Source organism: Variovorax sp. J31P207, assembly GCF_030316965.1.
GTDB classification, from domain to species: domain Bacteria; phylum Pseudomonadota; class Gammaproteobacteria; order Burkholderiales; family Burkholderiaceae_C; genus Variovorax; species Variovorax ginsengisoli_B.
The window spans coordinates 485998-508063 of sequence record NZ_JASZYN010000006.1; the positions used below are offsets into that span (position 1 = coordinate 485998).

The window sequence follows — 22066 nt, forward strand, 5'->3', positions numbered from 1 at the left end:
GGCGCCGGATTCTAGGCCCCCACGCTCCCCCACTTCGTGTGGGTCGCTGCCCCCCGAGGGGGTGCGGTCCGCCTTGGGGCGGCCCGGCGGCGGACCAGGCCCCCACGCTCCCCACTTCGTGTGGGTCGCTGCCCCCCGAGGGGGTGCGGTCCGCCTTGGGGCGGCCCGGCGGCGGACCAGGCCTTGGTCCCTGCCCGCCCGACGCCATTCGCGCCGCAAGCATCAAAGAGGTCCAAAAATATCAACAATCCCGATCCCCGGGTCGCCGACGCCGCTCACGGCTTTTGGGTACATTTTCTGCCATGACAACCACTTCCCAGCCGCTCAGCATCCAGCGGGTGCTCATCTGCGGCGCCCTCATCGTCACCCTGTCGATGGGCGTTCGCCATGGCTTCGGGCTGTGGCTGCAACCGATCACCCAGGACCAGGGCTGGACCCGCCAGGCCTTCTCGCTGGCGCTCGCGATCCAGAACCTTTCATGGGGCATCGTCGGCGTCTTCGCCGGCATGCTGGCCGACAAGTTCGGCGCGCTCAAGGTCATGGTGGCCGGCGCCGTCTTCTATGCGCTGGGGCTGGCCGGCATGGCGCTCTCGCACACGCCGCTGATGTTCGCCCTGACCGCCGGCGTGCTGATCGGCGCCGCCCAGGCCGGCACCACCTATGCGGTGATCTACGGCGTCATCGGGCGCCAGATTCCGGCCGAGCGCCGCTCCTGGGCGATGGGCGTCGCGGCCGCGGCCGGCTCCTTCGGCCAGTTCCTCATGGTGCCGGTCGAGGGCCAGCTGATCGCCCGGCTCGGCTGGCAGACCGCGCTGCTGGCACTGGCGGCCCTGGCGCTGCTGATCATCCCGCTGGCCTTCTCCCTGCGCGAGCCGCGGCTCGCCGCCGCCAGCGGCAAGCGCGACCAGACCATCCTGCAAGCGGTGCAGGAAGCCTTCAAATACCCGAGCTTCGTGCTGCTGATGGCGGGCTACTTCGTCTGCGGCTTCCAGCTGGCGTTCATCGGGATCCACATGCCGAGCTACCTGCGCGACAAGGGGCTCTCGCCCGAGGTCGCCAGCTACGCGCTGGCCCTGATCGGCCTGTTCAACATCTTCGGCACCTACACCGCCGGCGCGCTCGGCGCCCGGCTGGCCAAGCGCAAGCTGCTGGCGGCCATCTACCTGAGCCGGGCAGCAGCCATTGCGCTGTTCCTGCTGGTGCCGCTGTCGCCGCTCACGGTCTATGTGTTCGCCGCGGCGATGGGCTTCCTGTGGCTCTCGACCGTGCCGCTGACCAGCGGCATCGTGGCCCAGATCTTCGGCGTCGCCCACCTCTCGATGCTGGGCGGCTTCGTCTTCCTGAGCCACCAGGTCGGCTCCTTCCTCGGCGTCTGGCTCGGCGGCTACCTGTACGACCGCCTGGGCAGCTACGACCTGGTCTGGTACCTCGCGATCGCGTTCGGCGTCATGGCGGCGCTGGTCAACCTGCCGGTCAAGGAAAGCGCGATCGCGCGGCCCCGGCTCCAGCCCGCCTGAGCCATGTCCCGGATCGCGCGCCTCCGCCTCGTCCGCGCCGCCTGGCTCGGCGCCGCCGCGCTCGCGCTGGCGGGCGTGTTCGCGCTCTACACCCGCCCGACCTTCCTGGTCACGCTGGTCGACCAGATCTGGGCCTGCTTTTGAATCACGCCAGCCTCACCCCTTCGCCCTGGATCGTCCGCTGGTCCCACCTGCCGGCGCCCGGCGCCGGCGTGCTCGACGTGGCCTGCGGCAGCGGCCGCCACATGCGCTGGTTCGCCGAACGGGGCCATGCGGTGACCGGCGTCGACCGGTCGCAGGAGGCGGTCGATGCCGCGGCGGCCTTCGGCCATGCCGTGCTGGCCGACATCGAGTCGGGGCCCTGGCCTTTCGAGGGCCAGCGCTTCGGCGCGGTGGTCGTCACCAACTACCTTTGGCGCCCGCGGCTGGCGGACATCGTCGCGGCGGTCGCGCCCGGCGGCGTTTTGCTCTATGAAACCTTCGCCGCGGGCAACGAGCAGGTGGGAAAGCCGTCCCGGCCCGATTTCCTGCTCCAGCCCGGCGAATTGCTGGCCGCCTGCGCCGGGCTGCGGGTGGTGGCGTACGAGGACGGCTTCCTGGGCGACCCCGAGCGTTTCGTCCAGCGGATCGCCGCCGTCCGCCCGCAGGCCGCCTCCGCAATGCCGCCCAGACATCTCCTCCAAGCGCCCTAGCCGGGCCGGCCGTATCGAAGGACGGGCCCAGGTCAGTAGAATGGCTGCTTTTCGGGCAACCCACAAAGAGATTCCCTTGGAGCAACTGACAGGTAGCATCGTTGCGCTCGTCACGCCGATGCATGACGACGGCAGTGTCGACTATCCCGCCCTGCGCCGGCTGATCGACTGGCACATCGACGAAGGCACCGATTGTCTCGGCGTCGTCGGTACCACCGGCGAATCGCCGACGGTCGACGTCGAAGAGCACTGCGAGATCATCCGCGTCTCGGTCGAGCAGGCGCGCGGCCGCGTGCCCGTGATGGCCGGCTGCGGCGCCAACTCCACCAAGGAAGCGATCGAGCTCGCCAAATACGCCCGCGGCGTGGGCGCCGATTGCCAGCTCCAGGTCGTGCCCTACTACAACAAGCCGACCCAGGAAGGCCAGTACCAACACTTCAAGGCGATCGCCGAAGCGGTGGGCGACCTGCCGACGGTGCTCTACAACGTGCCCGGGCGGACCGTCGCGGACATGGCGCACGACACCGTGCTGCGCCTGGCGCAGGTGCCCGGCATCATCGGCATCAAGGAAGCCACCGGCAACATCGAGCGCGCCCAGTGGCTGATCCGCGAGCTGCCGAAGAACTTCGCCGTCTATTCCGGTGACGACCCGACCGCGGTCGCGCTGATGCTGTGCGGCGGCCAGGGCAACATCAGCGTCACCGCCAACGTCGCGCCGCGCAAGATGCACGAGCTGTGCGTCGCGGCGATCGCCGGCGACGTCCGGCGGGCCATGCAGATCCAGTTCGAACTGATGCCGCTGCACCGCAACCTGTTCGTCGAACCGAATCCGATTCCGGTCAAGTGGGCGATGGCACGGCTGGGGCTGTGCGGCGGCGCGCTGCGGCTGCCGCTCACCGAACTCGCCGAAGGCGGCCGGCCGGCGGTCGAAGCCGCGCTGCGCGCCAGCGGCCTGCTCAAGAATTGACCCCACCTTTACAAGCCGGCGTTCGCGGACGCCGGCAACCTTTTGCCCGGAGCCCGCTCAGAGAGAGCGGGCGCGTGCCCACCGATCGAGCTCAACATTCCAAAAGGAAGTAGACGTTGAAAACAATTTCGCGATTCGCATTGCTGGCCCTGGTCGCCGGTCTCGCCGCCTGCTCGGCCCTCGAGAGCGAAAAAATCGACTACAAGAGCGCCGGCAAGGCCCCGACGCTCGAAGTCCCGCCCGACCTCACCCAGCTGTCGCGAGACAACCGCTACGCGGTGCCGGGCGGCGCGGTCACGGCCAACTCCTACCAGGCCGGCCTGGCCAATGCGCCCAGCCTGCCGACCGCGGTCAGCTCGGTCGGCGACGTCAAGATGGAGCGCGCCGGCACGCAGCGCTGGCTGGTCATCAACCGCCCGGCCGACCAGCTCTGGGAACCGGTGCGCGACTTCTGGCAAGAAAGCGGCTTCCTGCTGACCACCGACCAGCGCAATCTCGGCATCATGGAAACCGACTGGGCCGAGAACCGCGCCAAGCTGCCGCAGGACATCATCCGCGGCACCATCGGCAAGCTGATGGACTCGCTCTACTCGACCGGTGAACTCGACCGCTTCCGCACCCGCCTGGAACGCACCCCCAACGGCACCGAGATCTTCATCAGCCACCGCGGCATGGAAGAGGTCTACAGCAGCTCGCGCAAGGACCAGACCGTCTGGCAGCCGCGCGCCAGCGACCCCGAACTCGAGGCCGAATTCCTGCGCCGCCTGATGGTCAAGCTCGGCGTCTCGCAAGAGCAGTCGAAGGTCATCGCCGCCGCCGGCGCCGCGCCGCAGACCGCCAAGGTCGCCAATGTCGGCGGCCAGCCGATGGTGCAGATCAACGACAACTTCGAGCGCGCATGGCGCCGCGTCGGCCTGGCGCTCGACCGCACCGGCTTCACGGTCGAAGACCGCGACCGCACCGCCGGTACCTACTTCGTACGCTACGTGCCGCCGAATCCGAACAAGTCGGACCCGAGCTTCTTCTCCAAGCTGTTCAGCTCGGGCAAGACCGAGGCGCCGCTCAAGTTCCGCATCCTGGTCAAGGGCCAGGGCGAAACCAGCACGGTCTCGGTGCTGAACGAAGCCGGCGCGCCGGACAGCACGGCCAATGCGCAGCGCATCGTGCAGGTCATCGCCGACGACCTGAAGTAAGCCGGACGCGATGCTGCGCTTCCGCAGTCTGGGCAGCGGCAGCACCGGCAACGCCACGCTGGTCGAGGCGACGAGCGGCGGCCGCGTCACGCGGCTGTTGATCGACTGCGGCTTCGCGCTGCGCCACCTCGACACGCGGCTGGCCGCCGCCGGCCTCGCGGCCGCCGACATCGACGCCGTCTTCATCACCCACGAGCACGGCGACCACATCGGCTGCGCGCGCGCCTTGTCGCGCCGCGAGCAGATCCCCGTGTGGATGAGCGAAGGCACCTGGCTGGCGACCGGCGGGCACGACTACGAGGGCCGGCTGCACCTGGCGCGCGACGGCATCGACATCGAGGTCGGCGACCTCTGCATCCAGCCCTTCACGGTGCCGCACGATGCACGCGAACCGCTGCAGCTGCGCTGCACCGACGGCGCGCGCCACCTCGGCGTGCTCACCGACCTCGGCCATGCCACCCCGCACGTGCTGGCCCGCCTGATGGGCCTGGATGCCCTGCTGCTGGAGTTCAACCACGACAGCGACCTGCTGGCCGGTTCCGCCTACCCGCCTTTCCTCAAGCAGCGCGTCGGCGGCAATTACGGGCATCTGTCGAACAGCGCGGCCGCCGCCATCGCGCGCGCGGTGCACCATGGCGGCCTGCGCCACCTGCTGGCGGCGCACCTGAGCGAGCAGAACAACCGGCCCGACATCGTGCGCGACGCGATGGCGGCGGCGCTGGGCGCCAGCGCAAACGAGATGCTCACGGCCACGGCAGCCGAAGGCTCGCCCTGGCTCGACCTCTGAGCCCATGAAAAAGGCCGCCCGAGGGCGGCCCGCAGAATCAACGACTGCCCTCAGGGCTTGGCCGGCGGCGTCTCGGCGTTTTTCTTCGCTGCCTCGGTCGCCGCATTGGCGGCATCGAGCGCGGACTGCGCATTGGGCGCCGGTGCCGGCGCAGGGGCGGCCGGCGGCGTGACCACGGCGGGTGCCGGCGCGACGACGGCGGGCGGCTCGTCCTTCTTTCCGCAGGCCGTCAGCGCGGCGGCAGCCATCAGGGCAGCGATCAACAGGGACTTCTTCATTGGGGGACTCCTTTGGATGAAGACAGCAAGGAAAAAATTCTAGACCCCTGCCCCGGTCCCGCGCCCCGATCCGGTGCGATTCGCGGCTTTGGCTTACAAGCCCAGCGTGCTCGCCGGAAAGGCCGGCCGCGCATGCCGAAGGCATTCGTCGATCCGCTCGCGCAGCGCGCGCCGCGCCTCGGGCGTGCGCCCGCAGGTGCCGCGCACGTGTTCGAGGTCGAGGCGATGCAGGAACCAGCCCGGCGTCCAGATCGCGCTGGGCACCGGCGGCAAGCCCGGACCCTGGCAGGCCCGGGCATCGACGATGTGGCTCCACATGCGCCGCCAGTGCACGAAGCGTGCATGTTCGCGCGCGAAGACGTCGAAACGCTGCGCCAGCAAGACCATGCTGCGGCCGGCCGCGGACCAGGCCTGCAGCGCCTCGACGATGGCGCGCTCGCCCAGCGGCCAGTCGACGAAGTCGGGGTCCGACAGCACGATCTCACGCCAGTTCTGGCGCGCCGCGGCGCCGAGCGCAGCTTGCAGATGGTCATGGAAGGCCCGGCGACCGTCGAAAGCGCCGTCGGGCAGGTCGACCGCGGCCACGTCATCCGGCATGCAGCCACCCCGCTTCGCACCAGTCGCCCAGCAGTGCCAGCGCATCCTCGCTGGCCCCGGCCAGTTCGCGCGGCCCGAGTTCACGTTGGTCCGCCAGCCTGCGCATCAGCGTGGCGTCGCGCCCGCCGGCACGGAAGCTCTCGCCATTGATGTAGAGATGGCGCGCGTCGTAGAGCATGCGGGTGCGGCGATCCAGCATCACGGCGTTCCACTGCCCGGGCGCCTCGCCGGCATCGAACCAGACCGTCGGCTTCGGCTCGGTCATCGACTCGCCGAGCGCGCGGTCGATCACCTCGCCGTCGCGCAGCGCGGCCAGCACCGCTTCGCGCGCAAAGGCCTGCAGCGCCGGCGGCATCGCGGCCGGGTTCGCGAGCGCGTCCTGCGTGGGGTCGCGGTAGTGCACGGCGGCCCTCGCCGGTTCGTCCTGGAGCGCATCGGCATGGGCCTCGGCGATGCGCGCCAGCAGGTCGGCCCCAAGCGGAGCGGCAGCCGGCGAGCGCAGGCCGATCGAGCAGGTCATGCAGTCGTCGCCGACCGCCACGCCGTCGTGCGCATAGCGCGGCGGCAGGTAGAGCATGTCGCCGGGCTCGAGCACGAAGCTCTGCTCGGCCTCGAAATTCGAGAGGATCTTGAGCGGCACGCCGGGCTGCAGGCTCAGGTCGCGCTGTTTGCCGATCGACCAGCGCCGGCGCCCCTGGGCCTGGAGCAGGAATACGTCGTAGCTGTCGAAATGCGGACCGACGCCACCACCGTCGCTGGCGTAGCTGATCATCAGGTCGTCGAGCCGGGCGTCTGGCACGAAACGGAACTGTTGCAACAGATCGTGAACCCCCTGATCATGCAGGTCGACGCCCTGCACCAGCAGGGTCCAGCCGGGTTGGTGCAGGCCCGGCAGCGCACGGCGCGCGAAGGGCCCGTGTTTCAGGGCCCAGCCGGACTTGCGATGGCGGACCAGGCGCGACTCGACCTCGTCGCGCGCGGCCAGGTCGAACAGCGCGGGCCGTGCGATCGGTGGCACCATGCCGGGCACGGCCTGGCGAACGAGCAACGGCTTCTTCTGCCAGTGGCGTCGCATGAACTGGCGGGCGCTCAGGCCGCCGAGCAGAGGCAGGGGTAGATCAATCTCCATGGGAGAATTGTCCAATGGAAATCACTGAACAATGCGTGGTGGGACTGACCTGGACGCTGAAAGATACGCTGGGCGAAGTCCTTGACGTGCTCGACGACCCGGTGGAGTTCCTGGTCGGCGGCGGCGACCTCTTCGATGCCATCGAAGCCGCCCTGCTCGGCCATGAACCCGGCGCCCGGGTGCAATTGCAACTCGAACCCGAACAGGCCTTCGGGGACTTCAACGACCAGTTGCTGTTCCTCGAGCCGCGCTCGCTGTTCCCGCCGGAAACCGAAGAAGGCATGACCTTCGACGGCGCGGCGCTGCCCAAGGGCGTCAACCCCGACATGCCCAAGGACGTGCTCTACACCGTGAGCGAGATCTACCCCGAGCACCTGGTGCTGGACGGCAACCATCCGCTGGCCGGCATCGCGATCCGGCTCGACATGACCGTGAAATCGGTGCGCGACGCGACCGAGGACGAGGTCGGTCGCGGCACCGCAGGCACCGGCTTCTTCAAGATCCCGCCCTCCGCTCCGGGCAACGACCTGCTCCACTGAAGCTTTCGCGGTCGACAAAAAAGCCGGGCATGCCCGGCTTTTTGGTTTGTCGCGCGGTCGCTCAGAAGCGGGAGATCTGGCCGTTGTCGATCCGCACGCGGTCGCCGATGCGCAGGTCGCCCGGGCTCGGCACGTCGAAGGCGCGGTAGCCGCCGTTGTCGGTCTGGACCGAGACACGATAGCTCTGGTAGGTGCGCGGCGCTCTGTTGTTCGACTCGACGGCATTGCCGATCAGGGCACCGCCCACGGCGCCGGCAATGGTCGCGGCGGTGTTGCCGCGGCCGCTACCGACCTGGTGCCCGAGCACGCCGCCGACCACGCCGCCAGCCACCGCCCCGACGCCGCTCGGGGCCGCGCCCGCACTCTGGCTCTGGACGACCTCGATGTTTGCAACCCGGCCGTATTCCACATAGGGACCCTGTTGCACCGGCTGCGGCGGCTGATAGGGGTAACTGGAGGTCTGGTAGACCGGCGCCGGCGCGACGCAGGCGGTCAAGGTGGCGAGTGCCAGCATCGAAGCGCTGACGGAAATGAGTCGAATTGGGATCTTCATGATGTTGTGCTCCTCAAGGATATCTATCTGTTCAACGCGGCACAGGCGCGCCGGATGACCTGAACCGATCGTCGCCGATTGGAGCGCCGCGGCCATGGCCGGTTCCTGTCTTTACGTGTGAGCAACAAATGCCGATCGCTGAAGGCGCCGCCCTACAAGGCCGCGCTGGCGTCAATACTTGCCGGTCGAACCGTAGCCGCCCTCGCCCCGCTCGCTGGGCGGGAACTCGGCCACCACCTGGAACGTCGCCTGCACCACCGGCACGATAACCAGTTGCGCCAGCCGTTCCATGGGCTGCAGCACGAAGGGCGTGTCGCTGCGGTTCCAGGCGCTGATCTTCAGCTCGCCCTGGTAGTCGCTGTCGATCAGGCCGACCAGGTTGCCGAGCACGATGCCGTGCTTGTGGCCCAGGCCCGAGCGCGGCAGGATCAGCGCCGCGAAACCCGGGTCAGCCAGGTGGATGGCGATGCCGGTGCCCACCAGTTGCCAGCCATTGGGCTCCAGCGTGACCGGCGCGTCGAGGCAGGCCCGCAGGTCCAGCCCGGCGCTGCCGGGGGTGGCGTAGGCGGGCAGTTGGTCCTGCATGCGGGGATCGAGGATGCGAACGTCGACTTTCAATTCGTGTGACCTGTTGCGTGAGATGAAAACGAGCCGGCTCAACGCGAGCCGGCGGAAGGAAGGCGAGCCGCGATCTCGGCCACCAGATCGCGCGCCAGCGTCAGCTTGGGGGCGCGCGGCAGTTCACGCACACCCTGGGCGTCGACCAGCAGCAGGCTGTTGTCGTCCTGGCCGAAGGTGAGCGGGCCAATGTTGCCGACCAGCAGCGGGATGCCCTTGCGTTCGCGCTTGGCCTTGGCATGGGCCTCGAGATTCTCGCTCTCAGCGGCGAAGCCGACACAGAACAGCTGGCCGGCCTTGGCGCGTGCGCCCTGGGCCACGGTCAGCAGGATGTCGTCGTTCTCGACGAAATGCAGCACCGGCGGCTTGCCGCTGCCGTCCTTCTTGATCTTCTGCGCGCTGTGCGACGCCGGGCGCCAGTCGGCGACCGCCGCGGTGGCGACGAAGACCGAAGCCGATTGCGTGGCCTGCAGCGTGGCTTCGAGCATGTCGCGGGCAGATTGAACGTCGACCCGGCGCACGCCGCGCGGCGTCGGCAGGTGCACAGGGCCGGCCACCAGCGTGACCTCGGCGCCGGCGTCGTGCGCGGCGCGGGCGATGGCGAAGCCCATCTTCCCGGACGAATGGTTGGTGATGCCGCGGATCGGATCGAGCGCCTCGAAGGTCGGCCCGGCGGTGACCACGACCTGCTGGCCAGCCAGCACCTTGGGCTGGAACTGCGAGATCACTTCCTCGAGCAACTGCTGTGCCTCCAGCATGCGGCCGTCGCCGGTCTCGCCGCAGGCCTGCCAGCCATTGCCCACGCCGAGCACGCGGGCGCCGTCGGCATCGACCTGGCGCAGGTTGCGCTGGGTCGCCGGATGAACCCACATCTCCCGGTTCATGGCCGGAGCGATCAAGAGCGGCACCCGCTCGGCCGGCCTTGCCAGGCACAGCAGGCTCAGCAGTTCATCCGAGCGCCCCTGCACCAGGCGGGCAATGAAATCGGCACTGGCCGGCGCCAGCAGGATCGCATCGGCCTCGCGGCTCAGGTTGATGTGCGGCATGTTGTTGGGTTCGCGCGCATCCCACTGCGAGCCGTAGACCGGGCGGCCCGACAGCGCCTGCATCGTGACCGGCGTGATGAACTGCTCGGCCGCCTCGGTCATGACCACCTGCACCGTGGCGCCGGCCTTGACCAGCAGCCGGCACAACTCGGCCGACTTGTAGCAGGCGATGCCCCCGGTCAGCCCCAGAACGATGTGTTTTCCGCCAAGTTCTTCCATGGCCGGCAGTGTATCTGTCGCCCCCTGGCTGCGTCACTGCGTGACGCGCCGCCCCCCAAGGGGGCCGGCCGCTTGGGGCGGCCCGGCGCCGGCCGGGGGCAAATCCCCCCGCCTATAATCGACATTTCCCACTTCCCGGATCTGCGTCCGGAACTGGCATGACCAAATTCGTCTTCGTCACCGGCGGTGTGGTGTCTTCCCTGGGCAAGGGAATCGCCTCCGCCTCGCTCGCCGCCATCCTTGAATCCCGCGGCCTCAAAGTCACCCTCATCAAGCTCGATCCGTACATCAATGTCGACCCCGGCACGATGTCGCCGTTCCAGCATGGCGAGGTGTTCGTCACCGATGACGGCGCCGAGACCGACCTCGACCTCGGCCACTACGAGCGCTTCATCACGACGCGCATGCGCCGTGCCAACAATTTCACGACCGGCCAGATCTACAAGTCCGTGCTCGAGAAAGAGCGCCGCGGCGACTACCTCGGCAAGACGGTGCAGGTGATCCCGCACATCACCAACGAGATCCAGGAATACGTCAAGCGCGGCGCCGGCATCGGCACCGCCCACGAGGTCGACGTCGCGATCGTCGAGATCGGCGGCACCGTCGGCGACATCGAGTCGCTGCCCTTCCTCGAGGCGGTGCGCCAGATGAGCCTGCGCATGGGCCCGAACAACTCGGCCTTCGTGCACCTGAGCTACGTGCCGTGGATCGCCGCGGCCGGCGAACTCAAGACCAAGCCGACCCAGCACACGGCCAAGGAGCTGCGTGCCATCGGCATCCAGGCCGACGCCCTGCTGTGCCGCGCCGACCGCCCGATCCCCGACGACGAGCGGGCCAAGATCTCGCTGTTCTCGAACGTGCCCGAATGGGGCGTGATCTCGATGTGGGACGTCGACACCATCTACAAGGTGCCGCGCATGCTGCACGAGCAGGGCCTCGACGGGCTCATCTGCGACAAGCTGCGCATCAACACGCCGCCGGCCAAGCTCAAGCGCTGGGACGACCTGGTCTATGAGGTCGAGCACCCGAAGAAGGAAGTCACGATCGCGATGGTCGGCAAGTACGTCGACCTGTCGGACAGCTACAAGTCGCTCAACGAGGCGCTGCGCCATGCCGGCATGAAGAACCATGCCCGCGTCAAGATCGACTACATCGACTCCGAGACCATCACGCCGCAAGACGTGGCCCGGCTCGGCAAGTACGACGCCATCCTGGTGCCGGGCGGCTTCGGCCAGCGCGGCGTCGAGGGCAAGATTGCGGCCGCCCGCTTCGCCCGCGAGACCAAGGTGCCCTACCTGGGCATCTGCCTGGGCATGCAGGTCGCGACCATCGAATACGCACGCAACGTGGCCGGACTCAAGGGCGCCAACAGCACCGAGTTCGACCCCGAGACCCCGACCCCCGTGATCGCCCTGATCACCGAGTGGAAGGACAGCGACGGCACGGTCAAGACCCGCGACGAGAAGTCCGACCTCGGCGGCACGATGCGCCTGGGCGCCCAGAGCTCCGACGTCGCGCCCGGCACGCTGGCCCACAGCATCTACGGCGACGTCGTGACCGAGCGGCACCGCCATCGCTACGAGGCCAACGTCAACTACCTGGACGAGCTGCGTCGCGCCGGCCTGGTGATCTCGGCGCTGACCCAGCGCGAGCACCTGACCGAGATCGTCGAGCTGCCAAGCGACGTGCACCCCTGGTTCATGGGCGTGCAGTTCCACCCCGAGTTCAAGTCCACGCCCTGGGGCGGTCATCCGTTGTTCAATGCATTCATCGCCGCGGCACTCGAGCATCAAGGCGCGGACAAGAAGGCACTGAAGGTGGTCGCATGAAACTCTGCGGATTCGACATCGGGCTCCAGCAGCCCTTCTTCCTGATCGCGGGTCCCTGCGTCGTCGAGTCCGAGCAGCTTCAGATGGACACCGCCGGCACGCTCAAGGAGATCACCGCCGCGCTCGGCATCCCGTTCATCTTCAAGAGCAGCTTCGACAAGGCCAACCGCTCGTCGGGCACCAGCTTCCGGGGCCCGGGCCGCGACAAGGGCCTCGAGATCCTCGCCAAGGTCAAGCGCGAGCTCGGCCTGCCGGTGCTGACCGACGTCCATACCGAAGACGACATCACGGCCGCGGCCCAGGTGGTCGATGTTCTTCAGACGCCGGCCTTCCTGTGCCGCCAGACCGACTTCATCCGCGCCGTGGCGCAGTCGGGCAAGCCGGTCAACATCAAGAAGGGCCAGTTCCTCGCGCCGCACGACATGAAGAATGTCATCGACAAGGCGCGCGCGGCCGCCAAGGAAAAGGGCCTGCCCGAAGACAGCTTCATGGCCTGCGAACGCGGCGCCAGTTTCGGCTACAACAATCTGGTCTCGGACATGCGCTCGCTGGCGATCATGCGCGAGACCGGCGCCCCGGTGGTGTTCGATGCCACGCACTCGGTGCAGCTGCCGGGCGGCCAGGGCACCAGCTCGGGCGGCCAGCGCGAGATGGTGCCGGTGCTGTCGCGGGCCGCGGTCGCGGTCGGCGTCGCGGGACTCTTCATGGAGACCCATCCGGATCCCGCCAAGGCGCTGAGCGACGGCCCCAACGCCGTGCCGCTCAAGCACATGAAGGCGCTGCTCGAGACGCTGGTGGCGCTCGACGGCGTCACCAAGAAGAACGCATTCCTGGAGGACATCTTCCAACAATGACCAGTGCCTACATCATCGCCAACGTCGAGGTCACCAACCCGACGCAATACGAGGACTACAAGAAGTGGTCCTCCGAAGCCATGAAAGTCCATGGCGCCGAAGTCTGCGTGCGCGGCGGCCAGGTCGAGGTGCTCGAGGGCGACTGGCATCCCGAGCGCATCGTGATCCTCAAGTTCCCGAGCGTCGAGCAAGCGAAGAAATTCAACGACTCGCCGGAGTACGGCAAGGCGCGCGCGGCGCGTCAGGGCGCGGCGATCATGCGCATGATCGTCGTCCAAGGTATCTGAACCTAGAGAAAGAGCAAAGATGAGTGCAATCGTAGACATCGTCGGGCGCGAAATCCTCGACAGCCGCGGCAACCCCACCGTCGAATGCGACGTGCTGCTCGAATCGGGCACCATGGGCCGCGCGGCCGTGCCCTCCGGCGCATCGACCGGCTCGCGCGAAGCGATCGAGCTGCGCGACGGCGACAAGGGCCGCTACCTGGGCAAGGGCGTGCTCAAGGCGGTCGAGAACATCAACACCGAGATCTCCGAGTCGGTGCTCGGCCTCGACGCCAGCGAGCAGGCCTTCCTGGACCGCACGCTGCTCGACCTCGACGGCACCGAGAACAAGGCCCGCCTGGGCGCCAATGCCACCCTCGCGGTGTCGATGGCCGTGGCCCGCGCCGCGGCCGAAGAATCCGGCCTGCCGCTGTACCGCTACTTCGGCGGCATGGGCGGCATGCAGCTGCCGGTGCCGATGATGAACGTCATCAACGGCGGCGCCCATGCCAACAACAGCCTGGACCTGCAGGAGTTCATGATCATCCCCGTGGGCGCCAAGAGCTTCCGCGAATCGGTGCGCTACGGCGCCGAGGTGTTCCATGCGCTCAAGAAGATCCTCGGCGACCGCGGCATCAGCACGGCGGTCGGCGACGAAGGCGGCTTCGCCCCCAGCGTCGAAAGCCATGAGGCGGCCATCCAGCTGATCCTCGAAGCCATCGACAAGGCCGGCTACGTGGCCGGCGAGCAGATCGCCCTGGGCCTCGACTGCGCGGCCAGCGAGTTCTACAAGGACGGCAAGTACGTGCTGGCCGGCGAGAACCTCAGCCTCACGGCCGAGAGCTGGACCGACATGCTCGCGAGCTGGGTCGACAAGTACCCGATCATCAGCATCGAAGACGGCATGCACGAAGGCGACTGGGACGGCTGGAAGCACCTGACCGAGCGCCTCGGCAAGCGCGTGCAGCTGGTCGGCGACGACCTGTTCGTCACCAACACCAAGATCCTGCAAGAGGGCATCGACAAGGGCATCGCCAACTCGATCCTGATCAAGATCAACCAGATCGGCACCCTGACCGAGACCTTCGCCGCGATCGAGATGGCCAAGCGCGCGGGTTACACCGCCGTCATCAGCCACCGTTCGGGCGAGACCGAGGACAGCACCATCGCCGACATCGCGGTGGGCACCAATGCCGGCCAGATCAAGACCGGCTCGCTGTCGCGCTCGGACCGCATCGCCAAGTACAACCAGCTGCTGCGCATCGAGGAAGACCTCGGTGATGTCGCTTCGTACCCGGGCCGCGGCGCCTTCTACAACTTGCGCTGATCCTCCGTCGGACCGGCGCCATGCGCTCACGCATCGTACCGATCATCCTGGTCTTGCTGCTGCTGATCCTTCAGTGGCAGCTCTGGACCGGGCGCGGCAGCGTGCGCGACGTGGCGCAGCTGCAAGAGAAGCTGGCCGACCAGAAGGAGGCCAACGCCAAGGCGGCGATCAACAACGAGCGGCTCTCCGCCGAGGTCAACGACCTCAAGGAAGGGCTCGAGATGGTCGAGGAGCGGGCCCGCCAGGAGCTCGGCATGGTCAAGCCCAACGAAGTGTTCGTGCAGATCACGCACTGAGGGCCGGCGCGGCCGACCGCATGACGCCCGACCTCCCCGCAGGCAGCACGATCGCCGTGATCGGCGCCGAAGGCACCGGCAAGACGGCGCTGGCGAGTGCGCTCGCGCAACGGCTGCGACAGCAAGGCATCGCGGTCGTCGACAGCCCGTCGATGCCCATGGCGCTGCCGCGCGGTTGCGCCTTGACGCTGCTGATGGGGCTGGATCTTCCGGTGGCCGAAGCCGAAGCCCTGCAGCGACAGGAACAGGCGGACGCGCTGCTGCGCGCTGCGCTGGCCGCGGCCCGACTGCCTTTCGCCGTCGTTCACGGCCGCGGGCCCGAGCGCCTCGCCAGCGCCCTTCGGGCGCTCGGCCTGGGTGGCGCGGAACCGCCCCGCCGAGCCGCCGCCTGGTCGTGCGACAAGTGCTCCGACCCGGCGTGCGAGCATCGCCTGTTCACCGACCTGCTTCGCCGGCGGGCCGAAGCCGGCACCGATTCCTGAAGACAACGGGGAAGATTCAATGAGCGACAAGATCCTGGTGTTCTACGGCTCGTACCGTTCGGACCGGATGGGCATCCGCCTGGCCGACTACCTGGTCGCCGGCCTCCGGGCGCGGGGCGCCGAGGCCGAGCTGGTGGACGCCATGCAGGTCGACCTGCCCATGCTCGACCGCATGTACAAGGAATACCCGAAGGGCAGCGCGCCGGCGCCCATGGAGGCCCTGGCCGAGAAGATCCGAAATGCCGACGCCTTCGTCTTCGTGACCGGCGAGTACAACTGGGGCCCGCAACCCGGCCTCAAGAACCTGACGGACCACTTCCTCGAAGAATGGTTCTGGCGCCCGGCCGCGGTCGCCAGCTATTCGGCCGGGCGCTTCTCGGGCGTTCGCTCGGGCACGGTGTGGCATTCGATCCTGTCCGAGATGGGCATGGTCGTCGTCTCGAGCACCCTTGCGGTCGGTCCGATCTCGCAGACGCTCGACGCCGACGCCAAGCCGACCGGCGGCGCGGGCGAAGCGCTCGATCGGTCGTTCGTGCGTTTTGCCGACGACCTGGCGTGGTGGACCGAGGCGGCACGCGCGCAGCGGGCGAAGAAGGCGCCGCCGTACTAGCTGCCACGGGCCGCTGCAGCCGCTCCCGCACGTGACAGGATGTCAACGCTGTCCACCGGGGCCGCCGCCGGGACGTTAGGACTAACATGGGCGTTTTCGCGCCCCTTCCGGAGACTTCCTTGATCTTTCATCGCGCCGCATTCGCCAACCGGGTCGCTTCGGCCGCCGTCGTGGCCGCCGCCCTGTCGCTGGCCGCGGCCGCCCATGCCGAAGTCAATTTTTCGATCGGCGTCGGTGGCCCCGTCTACGAACAACCGGCCCCGGTCTACGTGAATCCGCCGCCGGTCTACTACCAGCCCGCCCCGCCCGTGTACTACCAGCCCGCGCCGCCGGTGTATTACCAGCCCGCGCCCCCGGCGTACTACCAGCCGCCGCCGCCGGCCTACTACCGCCCGGCGCAGCCCTACTATCCGCCGGCGTCCGCAGGACGTCCGAGGCTCAGCGACATGCAGCAGCGCGCGCTGGACAACTGCAGCCTGCTGGCCCCGCGCGAACAGGGAAGGTGCCGGGCCACGGTCCTGTCGACCACCCGCTAACGCGCTACTGAACCACCGCGCTCCCCGGCATCTGGTCGCCCGGCGCCGTGAAGATCTGCGCCGCATCGACCGCGTCGAAGCGGTACTGCTTGCCGCAGAAGTCGCACCCGACCTCGATCTCGCCGCGCTCGGCCAGGATGCCTTCGGCCTCCTCGATGCCGAGCCCGCGAATCATGTTGGCGACCCGCCCGCGGCCGCAGGTGCAGGCGAAATGCGGTCCCAGCAGGCCGGCCTGCGGTTCGAAGCGCAGCAGTTTTTCTTCCCAGAACAGGCGCCGCAGGATGGTGTCGACATCGAGCGTGAGCAGTTCGTCGCGGGTCAGGCTGGACGCCAGGATCGAGATCCGGTTGTAGTCCTCGTTGCGCCCGATCTGGTCCTCGTTGGCCTGGTCGTGGTCGCTGGCCGAAGTGCCTTCGAGATTGCCCTCGCCCTTGACCGGCAGGCGCTGGATGAGCAACCCCGCGGCCACCTTGTCGTCGGCGGCCAGCACCAGGGTGGTGTCGAGCTGCTCGCTTTGCAGCATGTAGTGCTGCAGCACCTCGCTCAGGCGCCCGAGCTTCTCGCCCTGGTCGCCGAACAGCGGCACCACGCCCTGGTAGGGGGTGGCGCCCGGCAGCTTGTCCTTGGGGTCCAGCGTGATCGCGCAGCGGCCCTTGTTGGTCGCGTTCACCATCTCGGGCAGCCGGGCATCGGCCGGCAGGTCGCCGACCACCTTGGCGGTGGCGCGCAGGCTCAGGTCGGGCTTGGCCTCGGCCACCGCGATCTTGACCGGTCCGTCGCCGAAGATCTGCAGGATCAGCGCCCCGTTGAACTTGATGTTGGACTGCATCAGCGCGGCCGCCGCCGTCATCTCGCCCAGCAGTTCGGCCACCGGCGGCGGATAGGCGCCGGTGGTGGTGTTCGACGCCCGCCGCGCCAGGATTTCCTGCCAGGCGTCGGTCAGGCGGACGATCATGCCGCGCACCGGCATGCCGTCGAACAGGAACTTGTGCAATTCGCTCAAGGGGAACTCGCTCTCCCGCCGTGTCAGGCGATCTTCTTCAGGCCCTTCGCGAAGCGATGGGCGTTTTCAACATAGTGCTCGGCGCTCTGCCGCAGCCTGGCGGCGGCCGCATCGTCGAGCGTGCGCACCACCTTGGCCGGCGAGCCGATGATCAGCGAGTTGTCGGGAAACTCCTTGCCCTCGGTCACGACGCTGCCGGCGCCAACGATCGAATTGCGGCCGATCTTGGCGTTATTCAAGACCACTGCCTGGATCCCGATCAGGGAGTTGTCGCCGACGGTGCAGCCATGCAGCATGACCTGGTGCCCCACCGTCACGTTGTCGCCGATGGTCAGCGGGCAGCCGACGTCGGCATGCAGCACCGACAGGTCCTGGATGTTGCTGTTGCGCCCGATGCTGAGCACCTCGGTGTCGCCACGCAGCACGGCGCCGAACCAGACGCTGGCGTTCTCGGCCAGCTTGACGTTGCCGATGACCTGGGCGCTGTCGGCGACCCAGGCGCCGTCGGCCAGTTGCGGCGCCACGCCGTCGAGTTCGTAGAGGGCCATCGCGAGTGTCTCCAAATGAACGAAAACTAGAATTGTAGGGATGCATCCCCGTCTTGGCGCCCTGGCCGCGCTGCGCCTCACCGACCCAGAAGCCAAGGTGGCAGCCACGCGCGCGACCTTCGCGGGCCTCTGCCAGCAGCCGCTCGACCTGCGGGCGCTGCGCACGGGCGACGACGAGGGCGGCGTGCCCGGCCGGCCCGAGCGCCCGCTGCGCGTCTCGGCCACCGCGGTCGGGAAGCGCTCGCCGTTCACGCCCGAGGGGCGCGCCGCGCTGATCCATTCGATCTGCCACATCGAATTCAATGCGATCAACCTGGCGCTCGATGCGGCCTGGCGCTTCGACGGCATGCCCGAGGACTTCTACCGCGACTGGCTGCGCGTGGCCGACGAGGAGGCGCAGCACTTCACGCTGCTGCATGACCACCTGCAGGCGATGGGCCACCGCTACGGCGACTTCACCGGCCATGACGGGCTGTGGTCGATGTGCGAGAAAACCAGGGACGACATCGTGGCCCGGATGGCGCTCGTGCCGCGAACGCTCGAAGCGCGCGGCCTCGATGCCACGCCGCTGATCCAGGCCAAGCTGCGTCGCGTGAACACACCCGACGCGCTGGCGGCCTGCGCCATCCTCGACATCATCCTGCGCGACGAGATCGGCCACGTGGCGGTCGGCAACCGCTGGTACCGCTGGCTCTGCGAGCGCGACGGGCTCGATCCGATCGCGCACTACCGCGTGCTCTATCGCCGCCACGAGGCGCCGCGCTTGAAGGCGCCCTTCAACCTCGAGGCCCGGGCCCTCGCGGGCTTCACCGACGAAGAACTCGGCGCGCTTCAGCAGCCCTGAGAAAGGCGCTCAGGCCGGCCGCCGCGACACCACCAGCTTGGGCGAGAAGCGCTGCACCACCTCCCCGTGCTGGTTGAGGGTGTCGCAGCGCATCTGCACCATGCCGCGCTCGGGCTTCGAACGCGAGGGCGTCACCTCGACCACTTCGCTTTCGACATGCAGCACATCGCCCGGCCGGGTCGGCCGGGGCCAGCTCAGTTCGCCGCCCGAGCCGATCACGCCGTCGGCGAGCGGGATGCCGCTGTCGACCAGCAGCCGCATCGTGATCGCCGCCGTGTGCCAGCCGCTGGCCGCCAGGCCCTGGAAGAAGGTGCGCTTGGCCGCCTCGGGATCCAGGTGGAAGGGCTGCGGGTCGAAGCGGGTCGCGAAGTCGATGATCTGCGCCTCGTCCAGCGCATGCTCGCGGCTGGTGAAGCGGTCGCCGGGCTTCAGGTCTTCGAGGTACAGCTTCGGGGCGTCGGTGGCGGGCATGTCGGTCTCCTGTGTCGTTTCAGCGGCCGGGTGTTCAGACCCGTTCGAGCACGGTCGCGATGCCCTGCCCGCCGCCGATGCACTGGGTGGCCAGCGCATAGCGGCCATTCTCACGCACCAGCAGCGAGGCCGCCTTGCCGGTGATCCGGGCGCCGGTGGCGCCCAGCGGATGGCCGATCGCGAGGCCGCCGCCGTCGAGGTTGACCTTGGCCGGGTCGAGCCCGAGATCGCGGATGCAGGCCAGCGCCTGGGACGAGAAGGCCTCGTTGATCTCGATCACGTCGAGGTCCGCCACCGCGAGACCGGCGCGCGCCAGCGCCTTGCGCGTGGCCGGGATCGGGCCGATGCCCATCACCGCCGGATCGACGCCGACCGACGCGAACGACCGGATCCGCGCCAGCGCCTGCAGGCCATGCCGGGCCGCGAAGGCGTCGCTCGTGACCAGCACCACGGCGGCGCCATCGGTCAGCGGCGACGAGGTGCCGGCCGTGACCACGCCGTCGGGCCGGAACGCCGGACGCAAGGCCGCCAGCGCCTCGGCCGAGGTCGTGGGCCGGATGCAGCCGTCGACCGTGACGCTGTCGCCGCTCGGCAGGGCGATGGCGACGATTTCCCCGGCCAGCCGGCCCTGCTCGCGCGCCTCGGCCGCCTTGCGGTGCGACTGCACGGCCAGTGCCTCCTGGTCGCCACGGCTCACGTTCCAGCGCTGCGCCACGTTCTCGGCGGTCTCGCCCATCGAGATATAGGCGTCGCTGCCGGCCAGCAGTTCGGGGTTGGGCGAGAAGTTGAAGCCGCCCTGGGGCACCATCGTCATCGACTCGACCCCGACGCAGAGGAAGGCGTCGCCCATGCCGGCCTCGATCTGCGCGGCCGCGATGTGCACCGCCTGCATCGACGAGCCGCAGAAGCGGTTGACCGTCATGCCGCCGACTTCGTGCGGCAAGCCGGCCAGCAGTCCGACGATGCGCGCCAGGTTGTTGCCCTGGGCCGCTTCGGGGTAGGCACAGCCGAGGATCACGTCCTCGATCAGCGCCGGGTCGAGATCGGTGCGCGCGAGCAGGCCGCCCACCACCTGCGCGGCCAGGGTGTCGGGCCGGACCTCGGCCAGGGCACCCTTGCGGGCGAAATGAAAGGGGGAGCGGGCATATCCGGCGATGACGGCTTTCATGGACTTTTCTCCGATTAACTACCAACCAATAGGTAGTTTTAGTTGACAAAAAAGAGGCACGCCTCGCGTGCCGCGAACCACGCTCGCGGTTCAGGCCGCCAGCAGTGACACCCTCAGTTGCTCGATGGCCTCGTCGAAATCGTCGACCCGCCCGGTCATGCGCGCCGAGAGCAGCGCGCCCTGGCAGACGGCGAACACGTAGGCCGCCGACGCCGAAGCGTGGCCGCCCGGCGACAAGGCACCCAGCACGCCGCTGAGCCACAGGATCTGCGTGCCGCGCAAATCGCGCACGGCGCCCCGCAGTTCCTCGTCGATGCAGTCCCAGCCCGGCGCCAGCGCGCCCGCCGGGCAGACGCTCTCGCCCGCGCGCAGACCGTTGCGGTACATCCGGAAGTAGGCCTCCAGCGCTGCCTGCGGCGTGCGCGGCTTGGCGGCCGACCAGTCCTTGAAGGCCTGGGTCGCGGCGCGCAGCACCTCGACGCCGAGCGCCTCCTTGGTCGGGAAGTGGTGGTACAGGCTCGCCTTGCGTATGCCAACCTGGTCGGCCACGTCCTGGAAGCTGAAGCCGAGGTAGGAACGGGTCTGGATCAGCTCCCGCGCGACCTGCAGGATCTGCTCGCGGGTGGTGGCACCGGCCAGGGTATTTGCTGCGATCATCTACCTACTATAAGGTAGGCAATCCAGGAAATCAAGCCGCACCGGAAAAAGCTCAATCCGACCGGATGCCCGCCGCCTTCACGATCTTGCCGTTGTTCGCGTACTCGCTCGCAATCTCGTCGGCGAAGGTGTCGGCCCGGCCACCGGTCGGCACGTTGTCGGTCGCCAGCAGCTTGGCGCGCAGGTCGGGGCTGGCCAGTGCCTTGTTGATCTCGACGTTGTACTTCTCGATCAGGATGGCCGGCGTGCCGGCCGGCGCGAAGACACCGAACTGCGACGACAGGTTGGCCGCCGGATAGCCCAGTTCGGCCAGCGTCGCGACCTTCGGCAGGGTCTCCAGCCGCGCCGGGGCGCCCACCGCCAGCGGCCGCAGCCTGCCGGTCTGGATCTGCGCCGAGACGGTCGGCCCGGCATTGGTCGACAGCACTTCGAACTGGCCGCCGAGCGCGTCGTTGAGCTGCTGGCCGCCGCCCTTGTACGGGATGTGCGTGATGTCGACCTGGGCCGCCGCGCGCAGCTGTTCGAGCACGATGTGGCCGAGCGATGCCTGTCCGGAAGTGGCCCAGCGGACCGCGCCCGGACGCGCCCGGGCGTCGTCGAGCAGGCTGCGCAAGTCGCGCATGCCGGTCGCTGGCGTGGCCAGCAGCAGCACCGGCGAATACATCACGCTGGCGACCGGCGCGATGTCCTTGATCGGGTCGAAGGGCGAGCGGCCCAGGTGCGGATTCAGCACCAGCGGGCTGATCGCCGAAAAGCCCAGCGTGGCGCCATCCGGTGCCGCCTTGGCGACCGCGTCCATGCCGATCGTGCCGCTGGCGCCGGCCTTGTTCTCGACCACCAGCGTGCTGCCGAGCTGGGCCGCCAGCTTGTCGGCCAGCGCCCGCGCGACCACGTCGCTGACGCCGCCCGAGGGATAGGCGACCACCAGCCGGATGGTCTTGGGGACCACCTGTGCCGGCGCGGCGACCGAGGCCAGCAACAGGCCCAGCGCCGCGACCAGCGCTGTGGGACGCAACTTCAGAGACATCGTGAAAACTCCTGGA

General features: G+C 68.7%; 28 protein-coding genes. 16 read left to right on the forward strand and 12 right to left on the reverse strand.

Going from position 1 to position 22066, the window contains the following annotated elements:
• Positions 1-302 precede the first annotated feature (302 nt).
• The 6 genes from QTI68_RS22910 to QTI68_RS22935 all read left to right on the forward strand — a co-directional run bounded on the left by QTI68_RS22910 (position 303) and on the right by QTI68_RS22935 (position 5156).
• Positions 303-1517, forward strand: coding sequence for an MFS transporter (locus QTI68_RS22910; protein WP_286524779.1), 1215 nt, complete (start codon positions 303-305; stop codon positions 1515-1517).
• A 3-nt stretch (positions 1518-1520) separates the two neighbouring features.
• On the forward strand, positions 1521-1661 hold the full coding sequence (locus QTI68_RS22915; RefSeq protein WP_286524780.1) for a hypothetical protein: 141 nt from the start codon (positions 1521-1523) through the stop codon (positions 1659-1661).
• Positions 1658-2209: a class I SAM-dependent methyltransferase gene (locus QTI68_RS22920; RefSeq protein ID WP_286524781.1), complete on the forward strand. Its 552-nt coding sequence runs from the start codon at positions 1658-1660 to the stop codon at positions 2207-2209. Before QTI68_RS22915 ends, QTI68_RS22920 begins: the two co-directional genes overlap by 4 nt.
• Positions 2210-2249: 40 nt before the next feature.
• Positions 2250-3176, forward strand: a complete 927-nt coding sequence (gene dapA, locus QTI68_RS22925) for a 4-hydroxy-tetrahydrodipicolinate synthase (RefSeq protein ID WP_286524782.1) — start codon at positions 2250-2252, stop codon at positions 3174-3176.
• 116 nt (positions 3177-3292) lie between these two features.
• The gene (gene bamC, locus QTI68_RS22930; protein ID WP_286524784.1) at positions 3293-4369 is read left to right on the forward strand and encodes an NlpB/DapX family lipoprotein; all 1077 of its coding nucleotides are present in this window, start codon (positions 3293-3295) and stop codon (positions 4367-4369) included.
• A gap of 10 nt (positions 4370-4379) precedes the next feature.
• Positions 4380-5156, forward strand: coding sequence for an MBL fold metallo-hydrolase (locus QTI68_RS22935; RefSeq protein WP_286524786.1), 777 nt, complete (start codon positions 4380-4382; stop codon positions 5154-5156).
• A gap of 50 nt (positions 5157-5206) precedes the next feature.
• On the opposite strand, the gene QTI68_RS22940 is transcribed toward QTI68_RS22935, so the two are convergent.
• From QTI68_RS22940 to QTI68_RS22950, 3 genes are all read right to left on the reverse strand, one after another.
• Positions 5207-5434, reverse strand: a complete 228-nt coding sequence (locus tag QTI68_RS22940) for a hypothetical protein (RefSeq protein WP_286524787.1) — start codon at positions 5432-5434, stop codon at positions 5207-5209.
• Positions 5435-5527: 93 nt separating this feature from the next.
• Complete coding sequence (locus tag QTI68_RS22945) at positions 5528-6031, reverse strand: hypothetical protein (RefSeq protein ID WP_286524788.1); 504 nt, start codon at positions 6029-6031, stop codon at positions 5528-5530.
• Entirely contained in the window at positions 6021-7160 is a 1140-nt protein-coding gene (locus tag QTI68_RS22950) for a JmjC domain-containing protein (protein WP_286524789.1), read from the reverse strand. The genes QTI68_RS22945 and QTI68_RS22950 overlap by 11 nt, the downstream gene beginning before the upstream one ends.
• Positions 7161-7174: 14 nt before the next feature.
• Here QTI68_RS22950 and QTI68_RS22955 point away from each other — a divergent pair, with 14 nt between their 5' ends.
• Positions 7175-7699 (forward strand): FKBP-type peptidyl-prolyl cis-trans isomerase, encoded by a 525-nt coding sequence (locus tag QTI68_RS22955; RefSeq protein WP_286524790.1) that lies wholly within the window; start codon positions 7175-7177, stop codon positions 7697-7699.
• 61 nt (positions 7700-7760) lie between these two features.
• On the opposite strand, the gene QTI68_RS22960 is transcribed toward QTI68_RS22955, so the two are convergent.
• The 3 genes from QTI68_RS22960 to coaBC all read right to left on the reverse strand — a co-directional run bounded on the left by QTI68_RS22960 (position 7761) and on the right by coaBC (position 10135).
• Positions 7761-8252, reverse strand: coding sequence for a glycine zipper 2TM domain-containing protein (locus QTI68_RS22960; RefSeq protein WP_286524791.1), 492 nt, complete (start codon positions 8250-8252; stop codon positions 7761-7763).
• A gap of 171 nt (positions 8253-8423) precedes the next feature.
• Positions 8424-8870 (reverse strand): dUTP diphosphatase, encoded by a 447-nt coding sequence (gene dut, locus QTI68_RS22965; RefSeq protein WP_286524792.1) that lies wholly within the window; start codon positions 8868-8870, stop codon positions 8424-8426.
• 38 nt (positions 8871-8908) lie between these two features.
• Entirely contained in the window at positions 8909-10135 is a 1227-nt protein-coding gene (gene coaBC / locus QTI68_RS22970) for a bifunctional phosphopantothenoylcysteine decarboxylase/phosphopantothenate--cysteine ligase CoaBC (RefSeq protein WP_286524794.1), read from the reverse strand.
• Between the two features lie 158 nt (positions 10136-10293).
• Between coaBC and pyrG the strand changes: the two genes are divergently transcribed.
• The 8 genes from pyrG to QTI68_RS23010 all read left to right on the forward strand — a co-directional run bounded on the left by pyrG (position 10294) and on the right by QTI68_RS23010 (position 16332).
• The gene (gene pyrG, locus QTI68_RS22975; protein ID WP_286524796.1) at positions 10294-11964 is read left to right on the forward strand and encodes a CTP synthase; all 1671 of its coding nucleotides are present in this window, start codon (positions 10294-10296) and stop codon (positions 11962-11964) included.
• A complete protein-coding gene (gene kdsA, locus QTI68_RS22980; protein ID WP_286524798.1) occupies positions 11961-12818 on the forward strand; it encodes a 3-deoxy-8-phosphooctulonate synthase in 858 nt (285 codons plus the stop codon). The genes pyrG and kdsA overlap by 4 nt, the downstream gene beginning before the upstream one ends.
• A complete protein-coding gene (locus tag QTI68_RS22985; protein ID WP_286524799.1) occupies positions 12815-13105 on the forward strand; it encodes a DUF1330 domain-containing protein in 291 nt (96 codons plus the stop codon). Before kdsA ends, QTI68_RS22985 begins: the two co-directional genes overlap by 4 nt.
• Before the next feature lie 19 nt (positions 13106-13124).
• Complete coding sequence (eno, locus tag QTI68_RS22990; protein WP_286524800.1) at positions 13125-14408, forward strand: phosphopyruvate hydratase; 1284 nt, start codon at positions 13125-13127, stop codon at positions 14406-14408.
• A 20-nt stretch (positions 14409-14428) separates the two neighbouring features.
• Entirely contained in the window at positions 14429-14704 is a 276-nt protein-coding gene (gene ftsB, locus QTI68_RS22995; protein ID WP_286509893.1) for a cell division protein FtsB, read from the forward strand.
• Between the two features lie 20 nt (positions 14705-14724).
• A complete protein-coding gene (locus QTI68_RS23000) occupies positions 14725-15186 on the forward strand; it encodes a P-loop NTPase family protein (protein ID WP_286524801.1) in 462 nt (153 codons plus the stop codon).
• A gap of 19 nt (positions 15187-15205) precedes the next feature.
• Positions 15206-15796 (forward strand): NADPH-dependent FMN reductase, encoded by a 591-nt coding sequence (locus QTI68_RS23005; protein ID WP_286524802.1) that lies wholly within the window; start codon positions 15206-15208, stop codon positions 15794-15796.
• 119 nt (positions 15797-15915) lie between these two features.
• On the forward strand, positions 15916-16332 hold the full coding sequence (locus tag QTI68_RS23010) for a hypothetical protein (protein ID WP_286524803.1): 417 nt from the start codon (positions 15916-15918) through the stop codon (positions 16330-16332).
• A 4-nt stretch (positions 16333-16336) separates the two neighbouring features.
• Here the strand turns inward: QTI68_RS23010 and hslO are convergent, their stop codons facing one another.
• A complete protein-coding gene (hslO, locus tag QTI68_RS23015; protein WP_286524804.1) occupies positions 16337-17335 on the reverse strand; it encodes an Hsp33 family molecular chaperone HslO in 999 nt (332 codons plus the stop codon).
• 23 nt (positions 17336-17358) lie between these two features.
• Positions 17359-17883, reverse strand: a complete 525-nt coding sequence (locus QTI68_RS23020) for a gamma carbonic anhydrase family protein (protein ID WP_286524806.1) — start codon at positions 17881-17883, stop codon at positions 17359-17361.
• A gap of 40 nt (positions 17884-17923) precedes the next feature.
• Here QTI68_RS23020 and QTI68_RS23025 point away from each other — a divergent pair, with 40 nt between their 5' ends.
• A complete protein-coding gene (locus QTI68_RS23025) occupies positions 17924-18727 on the forward strand; it encodes a ferritin-like domain-containing protein (protein WP_286524808.1) in 804 nt (267 codons plus the stop codon).
• A 9-nt stretch (positions 18728-18736) separates the two neighbouring features.
• Here QTI68_RS23025 and QTI68_RS23030 read toward each other — a convergent pair whose 3' ends face one another.
• The 4 genes from QTI68_RS23030 to QTI68_RS23045 all read right to left on the reverse strand — a co-directional run bounded on the left by QTI68_RS23030 (position 18737) and on the right by QTI68_RS23045 (position 22050).
• Complete coding sequence (locus QTI68_RS23030) at positions 18737-19198, reverse strand: MaoC family dehydratase (RefSeq protein WP_286524810.1); 462 nt, start codon at positions 19196-19198, stop codon at positions 18737-18739.
• 34 nt (positions 19199-19232) lie between these two features.
• A complete protein-coding gene (locus QTI68_RS23035) occupies positions 19233-20366 on the reverse strand; it encodes a thiolase family protein (protein ID WP_286524812.1) in 1134 nt (377 codons plus the stop codon).
• Between the two features lie 90 nt (positions 20367-20456).
• A complete protein-coding gene (locus QTI68_RS23040) occupies positions 20457-21023 on the reverse strand; it encodes a TetR/AcrR family transcriptional regulator (protein ID WP_286524814.1) in 567 nt (188 codons plus the stop codon).
• Between the two features lie 52 nt (positions 21024-21075).
• The gene (locus tag QTI68_RS23045) at positions 21076-22050 is read right to left on the reverse strand and encodes a Bug family tripartite tricarboxylate transporter substrate binding protein (protein ID WP_286524816.1); all 975 of its coding nucleotides are present in this window, start codon (positions 22048-22050) and stop codon (positions 21076-21078) included.
• Positions 22051-22066 lie beyond the last annotated feature (16 nt).